Below are 15,037 nucleotides of genomic sequence, written 5' to 3'. Positions count from 1 at the left end.
TGCCGCGACGAGGCCTGACCGGCCGGCACCTCGTCGCGGAGTTGAACCGCGCCGTCCAGCACATCCGATCTTCTTCTCGGCACCGCCGCGCACCGTCGCCCGGCATCCGCCGACACCTTCCGATCTGCTGACGCCACATGTTCCCAGGGAGCACTCCGAGATGGCTCAACCTGTCACCGATGCCGAGACCGATCCGATCGCCCGGCAGCGCCCCAGCCGGATGCCGTTCCAGCGTTACCTGCCCTACCACCAGCAGTTCCGGTTCGACCTGCCGGACCGCGCCTGGCCGACCCGCCGCGTCGAGGCCGCGCCCCGCTGGTGCGCCGTGGACCTCCGCGACGGCAACCAGGCCCTGATCGACCCGATGTCGCCGGAGCGCAAGCGCCGGATGTTCCAGCTCCTGGTGCAGATGGGCTACAAGGAGATCGAGGTCGGCTTCCCCTCGGCCAGCCAGACCGACTTCGACTTCGTCCGGCAGCTGATCGAGCAGGACCTGATTCCGGAGGACGTCACCATCCAGGTGCTGACCCAGTGCCGGGAGCACCTGATCGACCGGACCTTCGAGTCGCTGCGCGGCGCGCGCCGGGCCATCGTGCACTTCTACAACTCCACCTCGACGCTCCAGCGCCGGGTGGTCTTCGGCCTGGACCGCGACGGCATCACCGACATCGCCACGACGGGCGCGCGGCTCTGCCAGAAGTACGCGGAGATCCACACGCCGGACACCGACATCCACTACGAGTACTCGCCGGAGTCGTACACGGGCACCGAGCTGGAGTACGCGCTGGAGGTCTGCGCCAAGGTCATCGAGGTGGTCGACCCCACCCCGGACCGGAAGCTGATCGTCAACCTGCCGGCCACCGTCGAGATGGCCATGCCGAACATCTACGCCGACTCGATCGAGTGGATGCACCGGCACCTGCCCCGCCGGAACAGCCTGGTGCTGAGCCTGCACCCGCACAACGACCGGGGCACCGGGGTGGCCGCCGCCGAGCTGGGCCTGCTGGCCGGCGCCGACCGGATCGAGGGCTGCCTGTTCGGCAACGGCGAGCGCACCGGCAACGTCGACCTGGTCACCCTGGGGCTGAACGTGTTCTCCCAGGGCATCGACCCGATGATCGACTTCTCGAACATCGACGAGGTCAAGCGCGCCGTCGAATACTGCAACCAGCTGCCGGTGCACGAGCGCCACCCGTACGCGGGCGACCTGGTCTACACCGCCTTCTCCGGCTCGCACCAGGACGCGATCAAGAAGGGCTTCGACGCGCTGCACACCGACGCGGCGGCGGCCGGGGTGCCGGTCGACGAGTTCACCTGGGCCGTGCCCTACCTGCCGATCGACCCGAAGGACCTGGGCCGCACCTACGAGGCGGTCATCCGGGTCAACTCGCAGTCCGGCAAGGGCGGCGTCGCGTACATCATGAAGTCCGAGCACCAGCTCGACCTGCCGCGCCGCCTCCAGATCGAGTTCTCCGGCGTGGTCCAGCAGGTCACCGACCACGACGGTGGCGAGGTCGAGCCGGGCACCATGTGGGAGATCTTCGCCCGCAACTATCTGGTCGACCACCAGGTCGACCCGGCGGTCACCCTGGCCGGCTACGCCATCGGCACCGCCGAGGGCAAGGTCGAGATCGAGGCCCGGGTCGGCTACGACGGCGAGGTCCACCCGCTCACCGCGGTCGGCAACGGCCCGATCGACGCGTACGTCAACGCGCTGCAGTCGCTGGGCGTGGCCGTGCGGGTGCTCGACTACCACGAGCACGCGCTGTCCTCCGGCGGGGACGCGCAGGCCGCCGCGTACGTGGAGTGCGAGGTGGACGGCCGGACCGTCTGGGGCGTCGGGATGGACGCCAACATCGTGACCGCCTCGATCAAGGCGGTCACCAGCGCGGTCAACCGCGCCCGCGCCTGATGTGAAAGGAGGGGTCCCCTGTCAACGCCTCGTGCATAACAGGGGGCCCCTCCTAACCGCGGGCCGGCTGGCGGGGGCGGTGGATCAGCAGCCCGGCCAGCACCGCACCGGCCAGCAGCAGCCCGGCGCACCAGAACATCGCCCCGCGGAACGCGCCGGCGAGCGCCGTCTTCTGCTCGTAGCCGCTGCCGGAGAGGCCGACCAGCAGCGGCAGCGCAGCCACCGCGAGCAGGCCACCGGCCCGCGCGGCGGCGTTGTTGAAGCCGCTCGCCACCCCGGCGAACCGGTCCGCCACCGCGGCCAGCACGGACGCGGTCAGCGGGGCGACCACCAGGGTGAGCCCCGCGCCGAACAGGAGCACCCCGGGCAGCACGTCCGCCCAGTACGACGCCCCGGGGCCGACCCGGCGCAGCAGCAGCAGGCCGGCCGCGGCGACCACCGGGCCGACGGTGAGCGGCAGCCGGGGGCCGATCCGGGCGGCGAGCGCCCCGGCCCGGGCCGAGCCGACCAGAAGCAGCAGGGTCATCGGCACGGTGGCCAGGCCGGTGAGCAGCGCCGACCAGCCGACCACGTTCTGCAGGTAGACGGCGAGGAAGAAGGTGAAGCCGCCGAGGGCCGCGTAGACGATCACGGTGAAGATGTTCAGCACCGAGAAGAGCCGGCTGCCGAACAGCCCGGTGGGCAGCATGGCGGTGTCGCCCCGGCGCCGCTCGACCAGCACGAAGACCACCGCGCCGAGCACCCCGAGCACCGCCGCGGCCACCACCGCCGGAGAGCCGGCGCCCCGCGCCGGCGCGTCGATCAGGGCGTACGTGATGCCGCCGAGGGCCAGCGCGCCGAGCAGCGTGCCGGCCACGTCGAACCGCCGGCCGGCTCCGGTACGCGAGGCGGCCTCGTCCCGGCTCTCCGGCACCCAGCGCAGCACGGCGAGCACCACCCCGACGGCCAGCGGCAGGTTGACGAAGAAGATCCACCGCCAGGAGAACGCGTCGATCAGCCAGCCGCCGAGGAGCGGGCCGAGCGCCGTGGACACCCCGGAGAGCCCGGACCAGGTGCCGATGGCCCGGGCCCGGTCGTCCGGGTCGAAGCTGGCCTGGAGCACGGAGAGCGAGCCGGGGGTGAGCAGCGCCCCGCCGGCGCCCTGGAGGAACCGGGCGGCGATCAGCCAGCCGGTGCCCTGGGCCAGCCCGCACAGCATCGACGCCACGGCGAACCACACCACGCCGAGCAGGAAGACCCGCCGCCGCCCGAACCGGTCGCCGAGCGCGCCGCCGAGCAGCACGAAGGCGGCCAGCATCAGCAGGTACCCGTTGACCGTCCACTGGAGACCCGCGACGCTGGCGTCGAGTTCGGCGCCGAGCCGGGGCAGCGCCACGTTGACCACGGTGCTGTCCAGGAAGACCATGCCGGAGGCGAGGATCGCCGCGAGCAGGGTGCCGCGACCGGCGGCGGTGCCGATACGCAGCGCGGGAGCGGGTGCGGTCATGGGTAACCACTCTGCCCGGCCCTCCACTTCCGACGCCACGAATCACGGAAACCGTCGCCGGGTACTGTGCGGACTCGCCGGGAGCACGCAAGCTGGAGAGGTGTCGTCTGTGCGTACGAGATCAGGAGCCCGTGCCGGGATGGCCGCCGCGCTCACCGCGGTGCTCGCCCTCGGCGCCACCGGATGCGTGCCCGTCGACGAGCCGGACACGCCGCCCAGCGCCGCCGGCAACGTCGACCAGCAGCTCGGTCAGCTGACCGTGGCCGCCGCCGGGTCGATGAAGGGCTACAGCCGGACCCGCTTCCCGCACTGGCGGGACACCGGCAAGAACTGCGACGTGCGGGACAGCGTGCTGCAACGGGACGGCGAGGGCATCAAGCTCTCCGGCTGCAACGTGGTGGGCGGCCGCTGGGAGAGCGCGTACGACGGGCTGGCGCTGACCGATCCGGCCGACGTGGACATCGACCACATGGTGCCGCTGGCCAACGCCTGGCGCTCCGGCGCCGACGAGTGGGACGACTCGAAGCGCGGCGACTTCGCCAACGACCTGACCCGGCCGCAGCTCATCGCGGTTTCCCTCCGCTCCAACCGGGCAAAGGGTGACCAGGACCCGTCCCAGTGGAAGCCGGCGAACCGGTCGTACTGGTGCCAGTACGCGGCGGACTGGGTGACGGTCAAGCACTACTGGCGGCTGACGGTGACCGGTGCCGAGAAGGCCGCCCTCACCGACATGTTGGAGGGCTGCACATGGGCGAACAAGCCGTGACCGGGGTCGGTGGCGCGCCGGCGCCGGAGGGAACGCCGGACACCACCGGCGGGGCCGCCGCGGCGGCGCCGGGCGGCGCGACCGAGCCCGGCCCGACCTCGGCCGGGATGACGGCCGACGGCACGCCGGCCGCCCCCGCCGACGTCTCCGGCGCCGGGATGTCCGCCGACGCCACCCCGAGCGCACCCGCGGCGGCCCCGCCGGCGCCCGGAACCCCGGAACGGACCAGCGACATCACCGCCGGCCCGGGCGGGGTGATGACCGACGAGGTGGGCGTGGTGACCGGCGACCTGACGCTGCGCACCGAGTACGCCGACGGCCAAGTCACCCTGCGGGTGCAGTACAAGGACGCCGACGAGTGGTACGCGGTGACCGGTGGCCGGGTGCCGCTGGCCGACCCGGCCGCGCTCGACGCCGTGCACACCGTCGCGGTGGCGCTGCTGAACCGCCCCGAGGGCTGAGACTCCGAACGCGACGAGGCCCCTTCCCCGCCCGGGGAAGGGGCCTCGCGTCGTCACGTCACGGGGTCGGGATCAGCTCTCCGGTGTCGCCCGGCGCCGCGCCGTCGTCGGGCCGGACCAGTTCCGGCTCCACCTCGTGCGGCCGGATCCGGCCGGCCGCGATGTCCTCCGCGTAGTGGCAGGCCACCCGGTGCCCACCGAGCACCTCGCGCAGCGCCGGCCGCTCCTCGGCGCAGCGGGTCGGCTGGGCCCACGGGCAGCGGGTGTGGAACCGGCAGCCGGCCGGCGGGTTCGTCGGTGAGGGCAGGTCGCCGGCGAGCAGGATCCGCTCCCGCCGGTCCTCCACCTGCGGGTCCGGCACCGGCACGGCCGACATGAGCGCCTTCGTGTACGGGTGCATCGGCTCCCGGTAGAGGTCGTCGCTGGACGCCTCCTCCACCAGGCCGCCGAGGTACATCACCCCGACCGTGTCGGCGATGTGCCGGACCACCGCCAGGTCGTGGGCGATGATCAGGTACGTCAGGCCGTGCTCGTTCTGCAGCTCCTCCAGCAGGTTGATCACCTGCGCCTGGATCGACACGTCCAGAGCGGAGACCGGCTCGTCGGCGACGATCAGGTCGGGGTCGAGCACCAGCGCCCGGGCGATGCCGATGCGCTGCCGCTGCCCGCCGGAGAACTCGTGCGGGTACTTGCTCAGCGCCGAGGCGGGCAGGCCGACCGCGGCGAGCGCCTCCCGGAGCCGCTTGGCGGTGGCCGCCTTGTCCTTGGCCAGGCCGTGCGCCTTGAGCCCTTCGACCAGCAGCGACTCCACCGACTGGCGGGGGTCGAGGCTGGACAGCGGGTCCTGGAAGATCATCTGGATCCGGCGGCGCATCCGGCGCATCGACTCGCCCTTGAGCGCGCGGATGTCGGTGCCGTCGAAGACGATCTCGCCGTCGGTCGGCTCGACCAGCCGCAGCAGGCCCCGGCCCAGGGTGGACTTGCCACACCCCGACTCGCCCACCAGCCCGTACGTCTCGCCCTTGTTGATGGAGAGCGAGACGCCGTCGACGGCGTAGACGTGACCGACGGTGCGGTCGAAGAGCACGCCGCTCTTGATCGGGAAGTGGACCTTGACGTCACGCAGTTCGACAAGTGGTCCGGTCCGCTCGGTCGACTCGGTCACGGCACCGCCACCTCCTCGGAAACGGGGTTGTTGCAGCGCAGGTCGCCGCCGGTCGCGGTGGGTTCGAGCGGAGGGGTGCCCTCCAGGCAGGCGTCCACCACGTTGTCGCAGCGGGGGGCGAACGCGCAGCCCTCGACCCACGGGATGTTGTCGGCCACCGAGCCGCGGATGGCGTGCAGCCGCTCGCCCCGCGGCGAGTCCAGCCGCGGCACCGAGTTGAGCAGCCCGTGCGTGTACGGGTGCCGCGGCCGGGCGAACAGCTCGTGCCGGGCGGCCCGCTCGACCACCTTGCCGCCGTAGAGCACGTTGACCGTGTCGCAGAGACCGGCCACCACGCCCAGGTCGTGCGTGATCATGATCAGGGCGGTGCCGGTCTCGTCGACGAGCTGCTTGAGCAGGGTGAGGATCTGCGCCTGGATGGTCACGTCCAGCGCGGTGGTCGGCTCGTCCGCGATGAGCAGCCGCGGCTTGCAGGCCAGCGCCATGGCGATCAGCGCGCGCTGCCGCATGCCGCCGGAGATCTGGTGCGGGTACTCCTTGAGCCGCCGCATCGGGTCCGGAATGCCGACCGCGTCGAGCAGCTCCCGGGCCTCCTTCATGGCCGCCTTGCGGTCCATCCCGCGGTGCCGCTCCAGCACCTCGGCCACCTGGACGCCGATCGGCACGACCGGGTTCAGCGAGGAGAGCGGGTCCTGGAAGATCATGCCGATGTCCCGGCCGCGCCGGTCCCGCATGTCGTCCGGGCGCAGCTTCAGCAGGTCGGCGCCGTCGAAGTTGACCTTACCGGTGACCTTGTTGCCCCGCCGGGGCAGCAGGCCCATGATCGCCAGGCTGGTCACGCTCTTGCCGCAGCCGGACTCGCCGACCAGGCCCACGGTCTGCCCCGGCTCCACGCTGAAGCTGACCTTGTCGACCGCCGTGAACGGCCGCTCACCGCGACGCTGGAACACCACGCTCAGATCGCGTACGTCGAGCAGGCTCATCGGGTCACTTCCTCACCGTGCTGGTCCTTGGTCCGCATCGCCGTCACCGCCGGCTCTTCGGGTCGATCGCCTCGCGCATGCCCTCACCCAGCAGGGTGAAGCCCAGCGCGACCACGATGATCGCGACGGCCGGGAAGTAGGCCAGTTCCGGCCGCACCTCGAAGTAGCGCTGCCCGTCCACACCGAGCATCAGGCCCCACTCGGCGCGGTTGATGTCGGGGTCACCGAGACCGAGGAAGGAGAGCGACGCCGCCTCCAGGATCGCGGTGGAGAGGGTCAGCGTGGCCTGCACGATCACGGCGGTCATCGCGTTGGGCAGCATGTGCCGCAGCACGATCGACCCCTGCTTGACGCCGAGCGCCCGGGCGGCCAGCACGTGGTCGCTCTCCCGTTGGGCGAGCATCGAGCCGCGCAACAGCCTTGCGAAGATCGGCACGTTGACGATGGCGACCGCCAGGATGACCGTCCACTGGCTGGACCGGCTGGCCATGGCCACCAGGCTGATCGCCAGCAGCAGGGCCGGCAGCGCCAGCATCACGTCGGTGAAGCGCATCAGGATGTTGTCGACCCAGCCGCCGAAGGCGCCGGCGATCGCGCCGACCAGCACGCCCAGGGCCAACCCGATGAGCGTGGCGAACACACCGACGAAGAGGGTCTGCCGGCTGCCGTGGATCATGCGGGACAGGAAGTCCCGGCCCAGCGGGTCGGAGCCGAGCGGGAACTCGCTGCTGGCGCCGGGGATGCTGTCGACGGTGAGGTTCTTCGTCAGCTCGTCGAAGCGCTGCGCGGGGTCGTGCGGCGCGAGCAGCGGCGCGAAGATCGCGACCAGGACGAAGAGCGCCACGATGGACGCGCCGACGATCGCCGTCGGGTTACGCCGCAGCCGGCGGAACGCGTCCCGGACCAGGCTCACGCCGCCCTTGTCGGCGGTGGTCTGGGCCAGTTGCTCCAGCCGGGCGCGCTTGCGCTCGCCGAGCCGGTCGATGCCGCGCGGCAGGGTGCCCTCGCGCTTCTCCTCGACGGCGGCCGGGTCCACGCTCTCGCGCGGGGTGCCCACCGTGGGCCGGGTGATCGGGTCACTCATCGCACACGCACCCTCGGGTCGATGAAGGCGTAGGAGAGGTCGACCAGGAGGTTGACCACCACGAAGACCAGCGCGGCCAGCAGGATCAGCGCCTGGAGCACCGGGTAGTCGCGGCCGCCGCTGATCGAGTTGTAGATCAGCGTGCCGAGGCCGCCCCAGTTGTAGACCCGCTCGGTGAGCACCGCGCCGGAGAGCAGCGCACCGGTCTGCAGGCCGATGGTGGTGACCACCGGCAGCAGCGCGTTCCGCAGGATGTGCCGGCCCCGGATGGTCTTGTGCCGCAGGCCCTTCGCCTCGGCGGTGCGGACGTAGTCCTCGTTGAGCACGTCGAGCACACTGGCCCGGGTGATCCGGACGATCACCGCGAGCGGGATGGTGGCCAGGGTGAGCGCCGGCAGGATGAGGTGCCACAGCGCGTCGCCGGCGGCGTCGAACTCCCGCGTGAGCAACCCGTCGAGGACGAAGAAGCCGGTCACGTCGGTGTTGTCCACCCCGGTGCTGATCCGGCCCGAGGGCGGGAACCAGTGGATGTTCTGGGTGAAGACGTCCTTGAGCAGGTAGCCCAGGAAGAAGATCGGGATCGAGATGCCGAGCAGGGTGCCGGCGATGCTCATGTTGTCGAGGAGCCGGCCGCGGTGCCGGGCCGCGAGGTAGCCGAGCGGCACGCCGAGCCCGATCGCGATGATCATGGCGGCCGCGGCCAGCTCGATGGTGGCCGGGAAGGCACGCCCGATCACCTCGGTGACCGGGTCGCCGCTGCGGATCGAGTTCCCGAAGTCGCCCGTCAGCAGCCGCTGCATGAACTTGCCGTACTGCACCAGGATCGGCTGGTCGTAACCGAGCGCCTTGATCAGCAGGGCGCGTCGCTCCGGCGTGGCCCGCTCACCGAGCAGCGCCTCGACCGGGCCGCCGGGGAGGTTCCGCAACCAGATGAAGACCAGCGCGGACAGCCCTATCAGGGTCACCACCAGCTGCAGCAGGCGGCGGACTATGACTCGCAACATCTCTCACACACCAGATTCTCGGTAACAGCGGGTCGGCCCGGGCCGGGAGAGCAAGCCCGGCCCGGGCCGATTCCGCGTACGGCGTCAGCGGTCAGAAGCGCTTCAGCCGACGCTGACGGTGTTGAACCGCTCGTCGGTCAGGGGGCTGGCGACCAGACCCTTGACGTCCTTGGTGACCACGATGGCCGGCGGGGCGTGCCAGACCGGCACGGCCGGCAGCCACTTGGCGGCGATGTCGCGGTTGACCTGCTCCCACGCGGTCTTCTTGCCGGCGTCGTCGACCGTGGCGTCAGCCTTGGTGATGGCGTCGAACATCTCGGTCATCGCCTGGTCGCCGAACTCGACCTTGGCGCGGCCGAAGAAGGTGCCGACGAAGTTGCCCGGGTCGTTGTAGTCACCGGTCCAGCCGAGGATGTGCAGGTCGTGCTTGCCGAACTGCTGCACGTCGTCCTTGTAGCCACCGTTCCACGGGCGAGCCACACCGTTGACCTTGATGCCGACGGCCTGCAGGTCGTTGGCCAGGACGGTGAAGATCTCCTGCGGGTTCGGCATGTACGGCCGGGAGACGTCGGTCGGGTAGTAGAAGTTGAGCGTCAGGTTCTCGGCGCCCGCCTCCTTGAGCAGCTGCTTGGCCTTGTCGACGTTGTAGTCGTACTTCTGCACGTCCGCGGCGTAGCCGAGCACGGTGTCCGGCATGAACTCGTCGGCGACCTTGGTGCCACCCGGGCCCTTGGTCTGGACGAGCTGCTGGCGGTTGAGGGCGTAGGCGATCGCCTGGCGCACCCGCAGGTCCTTCAGCTTCGGGTTCTTCTGGTTGAAGCCGAGGTAGAGGATGTTGAACGCCGGGCGGTCGAGGACCTGGAAGCCCTCACCCGAGAGCGCCTTCCGGTCGGCCGGGGCCGGGAAGTCGATGCCCTGGACGGTGCCCGCCCGCAGCTCCTGCTTGCGGGTGTTCTCGTCCTCAATGATCTTGATGACGAGCTTGTCGACCTTGGCCTTCTCGCCCCAGTAGTCGGGGTTCCGGTTCAAGGTGATCTCACCCTTGGCCTTGTCCCAGCCACCGAAGGTGAACGGGCCGGTGCCCACCGGGTGCTCGTTGGCGAACGCGCTGTACTCGAACGAGTCGCCGTTCTGCTTCACCGTGTCGGCGTCGTACTTCTTCAGCGCCTCGGGGCTGGCGATCGAGAGCGCGGTCAGCGCGAAGGCGCCGGGGAAGGCACCCTTGTAACGGTTCATCGTGACGACGGCGGTGCCGTCGTCCTTCGCCTCGCACTTGTTGTAGACCGGGTCGCCCGCACCCTCGGCCTCGTTCTTGGCGTAGCCGCCGAAGACGTCCGAGTAGTAGATCATCTGCGACTGGGCGGCGGCGCCCTTCATGTTGAACCAGCGGTCGAAGTTGAAGCAGACCGCGGCGGCGTTGAACGGGGTGCCGTCGTGGAACTTCACGTTCTTGCGCAGGTGGAAGGTCCAGACCTTGCCCTCGGGGTCGTGCTCCCAGCTCTCCGCCAGGGCGCCCTGCAGATCGGCCGTGCCCGGCTTGTTCTGCACGAGGGTGTCGTACATCTGCCGGATCGGCCGGAAGGACTCACCGTCGTCGTTGAAGATCGGGTCGAAGTTCTTCGGGTTACCGGCGCCCGCGAAGACGAAGGTGCCGCCGGTCTTGGCCCCACCGCTGTCGTCGTCGCGCTCGCTCTTCGCGCAGCCGGACGCCCCGACCGCCAGAGCGGCGGCGGCCGCGAGGGCCACGGCCGCTTTAAGCCTGCTCGCCTGCATCTCTCACCTCTGTCATGCGCATGTGTCCACGCCGAGCTGTGACTCAGTCCGTGTGCGGGAGGCTATGACACGACACACAGAATGCGGAACGCCCGCGAGGCAATCGCTATCAAGCCGACACCAAGTGGCCGGGTCTGACAGCGTGCGATCTCCCGACAAACAGGACTGTCACAGCCGGGAGCAGATAGTGGGATCGGACGTGTCACCGCAAACCGGCGAGTCGCCGGTCGGGTGGCGCGCACGTGGCGAATCGCACGCGTCCCACATTCCGGATGCCCGAACGACGCCGGCCGGCCCCGTGTCACGGGACCGGCCGCCTGGTCGTCGCTCCGGTCAGACCGCCCGGCGGCCCTCGAACGCGCGGCCCAGGGTGATCTCGTCGGCGTACTCCAGGTCGCCGCCGACCGGCAGGCCGCTCGCCAGCCGGGTCACCGCGATGCCCATCGGCTTCACCATGAGCGCCAGGTAGGTCGCGGTCGCCTCGCCCTCGGTGTTCGGGTCGGTGGCGAGGATCAGCTCGCGGACCGCGCCCCCGCCCAGCCGGGTCATCAGCTCCCGGATCCGCAGATTGTCCGGGCCGATGCCCTCCAGCGGGTTGATGGCGCCGCCGAGCACGTGGTAGCGGCCGCGGAACTCGCCGGTCCGCTCGATCGCCACGACGTCCTTCGGCTCCTCGACCACGCAGAGCACCTCGTCCGTGCGCCGCGGGTCACGGCAGATCCGGCACTGCTCCGACTCGGCCACGTTGTAGCAGGTCGTGCAGAACCGCACCAGCTCCTTGACCTTGCGCAGCGCGCCGGCCAGCCGGTTCACGTCGGCGGGATCCGCCGAGAGGACGTGGAAGGCGATCCGCTGGGCGCTCTTCGGGCCCACGCCCGGCAGCCGGCCCAGCTCGTCGATCAGGTCCTGGATGGCACCCTCGTACATCTGCCGGCTCAGAAACCGGGCAGGCCGAGGCCGCCCATCCCGCCCGCAACCGGGCCCATCTTCTTCTCGGTCAGCTCCTTGGCCGCCTCGGCGGCGTTGTGCACGGCGGCGACGACCAGGTCCTCCAGCGTCTCCACGTCCTCCGGGTCGACCGCCTTCGGGTCGATCTTGATCGCCTTCAGCTCACCGGTGCCGGCGACGGTGGCGGTGACCAGGCCCCCACCGGCGGTGCCGGTCAGCTCGGCCTCGGCCAGCTCGGCCTGCGCCTTGGCGATCTGCTGCTGCATCTTCTGCGCCTGCTTCAGCATCTGCTGCATGTTCGGCTGTCCACCTGGGCGCACGGATGGCTCCTTCTCGCACTCGTCTGATCGGCCGCGCCCAGCCTAGTCGGGCGGCGGCACTGCTCCTCGGCGGTCGACGCGCGCTCAGCGCGCGTCCACCTCGTCGATCTTCTCGGCCCCGAACGCCTCGCGGAGCAACTGCACCGCCTGCTCCTCGCTGGACTGCCGGGCGGTCCGCTCGTCGATCACGTCATCCAGCGGTTCGTCTCCCGGGTCGAAGCCCTCGTAGGCGGATACGGCCGGGGCCGCGACCGCCGACCGGCCGCTGACCGGTCCGTCGTAGTCGGGGTCGTAGGGCGGCTCGCCGGCCCAGTCGGCGTCCGCGGTCTTCCGGCTCGCCTGCGCGGCCCGCGGGCCCTTGCTCGGCCCACCACCGGCGGCGGCCGCCGCCGCGGCCGCCCGGGCCGCCGCGATCGCGCTGTTCTTCGGCGTGCCACCGCCCGCCGGAGACGGCGCCGGGCCCGGCGGTCCGGCCGGCCTGGGTACGGCCGGCGCAGCGACGCCCGACGCAGCGACGCCCGACGCAGCGACGCCCGACGCAGCGACGCCCGAAGCGGTGGCGGCCGGCGCGGGGGCCGTGGCCACGGCTGCCGCGCCACCCGGGCGGGCGGCCTCGGGCCAGTCGTCCCCGCCCGCACCGGCCGTCGCGGCAGCGTCGTTCCCCGCCGGCTGCCCGGCGCCTCCCGGTCGGGCCGGTTCCGGCCAGTCCTCGTCGTCGTCCCCGCCAGCACCCGTGCCGCCAGCACCCGTCCCGCCCGCGGCCGTCCCGTGTGCGGCCGTCCCGTGTGCGGCCCTCGCGGAAGCGGCCGGACTGGCCTGGGGGCGGGCCGGACCACCGGATGGCTCCGACGCGCGGGCAGCTCCACCGGACGGGCCGGCGGTGTTCCCGGGCCGGCTCCCGGTCGAGCCACCGGCATGGTTCGCCGGGGAGCCGGACGGACCGGCGTCGTCCCCTGGCCGCCCTCCGACCGAGCCACCGGCGTGGTTCCCCGGCGTGTCGGACGGGCCGGACGGACGGGCCGGCGCGGCATCCGGACCGGACGTCGGGCGTGCCGGGGTCACGTCGGTGGACGCCGTGCGGGACGAACCGGAGGGCCGGGCCGGGCCGCCGAGCGAGGCCGCACCGCGCTCACCGGCCACCTCGCAGCGGATCTGCCAGCGACCGCCCAGCTCCTCGTAGAGCGCGTCGGTGAGCACCGCCGCGTGGTCGGCCATCATCTTCGCCAGCACCGTCGACTTCACGGTCAGCACCAGCGTGTCGCCGTCCAGGTCGCGGACCACCGCGTCGCGCATCAGCGCCGCGATCCGCTTGTTGCTCCGGTTGACCTTGCCGACCACCTCGGCCCAGACCCGGCGCACCGCCACGGCGTCCAGCGCGCCGGCCGGGGCCGCGCCGGGGCGCGGCGGCTCCGGGGTGGCCGGATCGGGCAGCACCGCCGAGGCCGGGACCGGTCGCCGGGCGGGAGCGCCGGACACCGGACCGTCGGCCGCGGGGCCTGGCCCCGAGGCGCCGGGGCCGCTCGCGGCCGGGTCCGCCGGGCGGGCAGCCGGGGTCGCGCGGGCACCGGCCGCCGCGGCGGCCGCACGCGCGGCGGCCGGCCCGGTCGGGGCGCCGCCAGCCGCCGGCGTGCCGGCGGTCTCCGGGTCGGGCGCGGCGGCAGCCGCGGTCTGGGTGGGAGCCGCCGGGCGTACCTCCGGGGCGGAGGCGGCCGGCGCGGAGCCGGCGGCCGCCGGCGGCAGCTCGGCGCCACCCAGGGTGAGCCGGCGCTCCATGCGCTCCAGACGCTGGAGCAGGCCACCGGACGAGTCGTCCACGCCGGGCAGCAGCATGCGGGCGCAGATCAGCTCCAGCAGCAGCCGGGGCGCGGTGGTGCCGCGCATCTCGACCAGGCCGTTGTGCACGATGTCGGCGCAGCGGGACAGGGTCGCCGGGCCGAGCCGCTGGGCCTGGGCGGCCATCCGCTCGACCTGGTCGTCGGGGCCGTCGATCAGGCCCTTGGCGGCGGCGTCCGGCACCTGCTGAATGACGATCAGGTCGCGCAGCCGCTCCAGCAGGTCGGAGGCGAACCGGCGGGGGTCGTGCCCGGCCTCCGCGACCCGGTCGACGGTGGCGTACGCGGCCGCGCCGTCCCCGGCGGCGAGCGCGTCGCACATCTCGTCGATCAGTGCGGAGTCGGTGACGCCGAGCAGCGCGGCGGCCCGGGCGTAGCTGACCCCCTCCGGGCCGGCGCCCGCGATGAGCTGGTCGAGCACGGAGAGACTGTCCCGGGCGCTGCCGCCCCCGGCGCGCACCACCAGCGGAAAGACCGCCGGCTCGACCGTCACCCCCTCGGCCTCGCAGAGCTGCTCCAGGTACGGCCGGAGCACGTTCGGCGGGAACAGCCGGAACGGGTAGTGGTGGGTCCGCGACTTGATCGTGCCGAGGACCTTCTCCGGCTCGGTGGTGGCGAAGATGAACTTGACGTAGTCCGGAGGCTCCTCGACCAGCTTGAGCAGGGCGTTGAAGCCGGCCGACGAGACCATGTGCGCCTCGTCGATGATATAGATCTTGAAGCGGCTGCGGGCCGGCGCGAAGAACGCCTTCTCGCGCAGCTCCCGGGCGTCGTCGACGCCGCCGTGGCTGGCCGCGTCGATCTCGATGACGTCGATCGACCCGCCGCCGTCGGGGGCCAGCGAGCGGCACGACTCACACTGCCCGCACGGCTCGGGAGTGGGCCCCTGCTCGCAGTTGAGCGAGCGGGCCAGGATCCGGGCGCTGGAGGTCTTGCCGCAGCCCCGGGGACCCGAGAAGAGGTAGGCGTGGTTCAGCCGCCCGCTGCGCAGTGCCTGCGACAGCGGCTCGGTGACGTGCTCCTGGCCGATGACCTCGGCGAACGTACGGGGCCGGTACTTGCGGTAAAGGGCCAGTGCCACCCGTCCCGCCTCCTCTCGACCGAGCCATTCTGCGCCGGTCGGCCCCGGGTGACCACCCACCACCCCGTGACCTGACCCGCAGGGACGTTACCGGCACCCGGAGACAGAAAGGCCCCCCGTGCACCCGTCAGAGCCCGCTTATCCTTGCTGCCTTCCGGCCCTGGGGAGGTTCACGAGATGCACGCCGCACGGGGGGTGCCGCCAAGCCTACCCGACGCGGGG

Annotated in this window: 12 protein-coding genes and 1 other RNA gene; 3 read left to right on the top strand and 10 right to left on the bottom strand. The window is 72.1% G+C overall.

The window, feature by feature from the left end:
* The first annotated feature begins 160 nt into the window (after positions 1 to 160).
* The gene (gene leuA, locus F8274_RS11680) at positions 161 to 1,912 is read left to right on the top strand and encodes a 2-isopropylmalate synthase (RefSeq protein ID WP_151462322.1); all 1,752 of its coding nucleotides are present in this window, start codon (positions 161 to 163) and stop codon (positions 1,910 to 1,912) included.
* A 52-nt stretch (positions 1,913 to 1,964) separates the two neighbouring features.
* Here the strand turns inward: leuA and F8274_RS11675 are convergent, their stop codons facing one another.
* Positions 1,965 to 3,398: an MFS transporter gene (locus F8274_RS11675; RefSeq protein WP_151462321.1), complete on the bottom strand. Its 1,434-nt coding sequence runs from the start codon at positions 3,396 to 3,398 to the stop codon at positions 1,965 to 1,967.
* Positions 3,399 to 3,537: 139 nt separating this feature from the next.
* Between F8274_RS11675 and F8274_RS11670 the strand changes: the two genes are divergently transcribed.
* A complete protein-coding gene (locus F8274_RS11670) occupies positions 3,538 to 4,164 on the top strand; it encodes an HNH endonuclease family protein (RefSeq protein ID WP_225853737.1) in 627 nt (208 codons plus the stop codon).
* Positions 4,146 to 4,625, top strand: coding sequence for a hypothetical protein (locus F8274_RS11665; protein WP_151462319.1), 480 nt, complete (start codon positions 4,146 to 4,148; stop codon positions 4,623 to 4,625). Before F8274_RS11670 ends, F8274_RS11665 begins: the two co-directional genes overlap by 19 nt.
* Before the next feature lie 58 nt (positions 4,626 to 4,683).
* Here F8274_RS11665 and F8274_RS11660 read toward each other — a convergent pair whose 3' ends face one another.
* The 9 genes from F8274_RS11660 to ffs all read right to left on the bottom strand — a co-directional run bounded on the left by F8274_RS11660 (position 4,684) and on the right by ffs (position 15,013).
* The gene (locus F8274_RS11660; RefSeq protein ID WP_151462318.1) at positions 4,684 to 5,790 is read right to left on the bottom strand and encodes an ABC transporter ATP-binding protein; all 1,107 of its coding nucleotides are present in this window, start codon (positions 5,788 to 5,790) and stop codon (positions 4,684 to 4,686) included.
* Positions 5,787 to 6,773: an ABC transporter ATP-binding protein gene (locus tag F8274_RS11655; RefSeq protein WP_151462317.1), complete on the bottom strand. Its 987-nt coding sequence runs from the start codon at positions 6,771 to 6,773 to the stop codon at positions 5,787 to 5,789. Before F8274_RS11655 ends, F8274_RS11660 begins: the two co-directional genes overlap by 4 nt.
* Before the next feature lie 43 nt (positions 6,774 to 6,816).
* Entirely contained in the window at positions 6,817 to 7,857 is a 1,041-nt protein-coding gene (locus tag F8274_RS11650) for an ABC transporter permease (protein WP_151462316.1), read from the bottom strand.
* A complete protein-coding gene (locus tag F8274_RS11645; RefSeq protein ID WP_151462315.1) occupies positions 7,854 to 8,861 on the bottom strand; it encodes an ABC transporter permease in 1,008 nt (335 codons plus the stop codon). The genes F8274_RS11650 and F8274_RS11645 overlap by 4 nt, the downstream gene beginning before the upstream one ends.
* A 102-nt stretch (positions 8,862 to 8,963) precedes the next feature.
* Positions 8,964 to 10,634, bottom strand: coding sequence for an ABC transporter substrate-binding protein (locus tag F8274_RS11640; protein ID WP_151462314.1), 1,671 nt, complete (start codon positions 10,632 to 10,634; stop codon positions 8,964 to 8,966).
* A 333-nt stretch (positions 10,635 to 10,967) separates the two neighbouring features.
* On the bottom strand, positions 10,968 to 11,561 hold the full coding sequence (gene recR, locus F8274_RS11635; protein ID WP_151462313.1) for a recombination mediator RecR: 594 nt from the start codon (positions 11,559 to 11,561) through the stop codon (positions 10,968 to 10,970).
* Positions 11,562 to 11,569: 8 nt separating this feature from the next.
* Complete coding sequence (locus tag F8274_RS11630) at positions 11,570 to 11,878, bottom strand: YbaB/EbfC family nucleoid-associated protein (protein WP_225853736.1); 309 nt, start codon at positions 11,876 to 11,878, stop codon at positions 11,570 to 11,572.
* A gap of 108 nt (positions 11,879 to 11,986) precedes the next feature.
* Positions 11,987 to 14,815 (bottom strand): DNA polymerase III subunit gamma and tau, encoded by a 2,829-nt coding sequence (locus tag F8274_RS11625; RefSeq protein WP_151462311.1) that lies wholly within the window; start codon positions 14,813 to 14,815, stop codon positions 11,987 to 11,989.
* A 107-nt stretch (positions 14,816 to 14,922) separates the two neighbouring features.
* An RNA gene (gene ffs / locus F8274_RS11620) (signal recognition particle sRNA small type) lies at positions 14,923 to 15,013 on the bottom strand.
* Positions 15,014 to 15,037: the final 24 nt, after the last annotated feature.

The organism is Micromonospora sp. AMSO31t (assembly GCF_008868175.1).
Lineage (GTDB): Bacteria > Actinomycetota > Actinomycetes > Mycobacteriales > Micromonosporaceae > Micromonospora.
The sequence above is the reverse complement of the archived record's forward strand: the minus strand, read 5'-3'. Positions and strand labels throughout refer to the sequence as shown.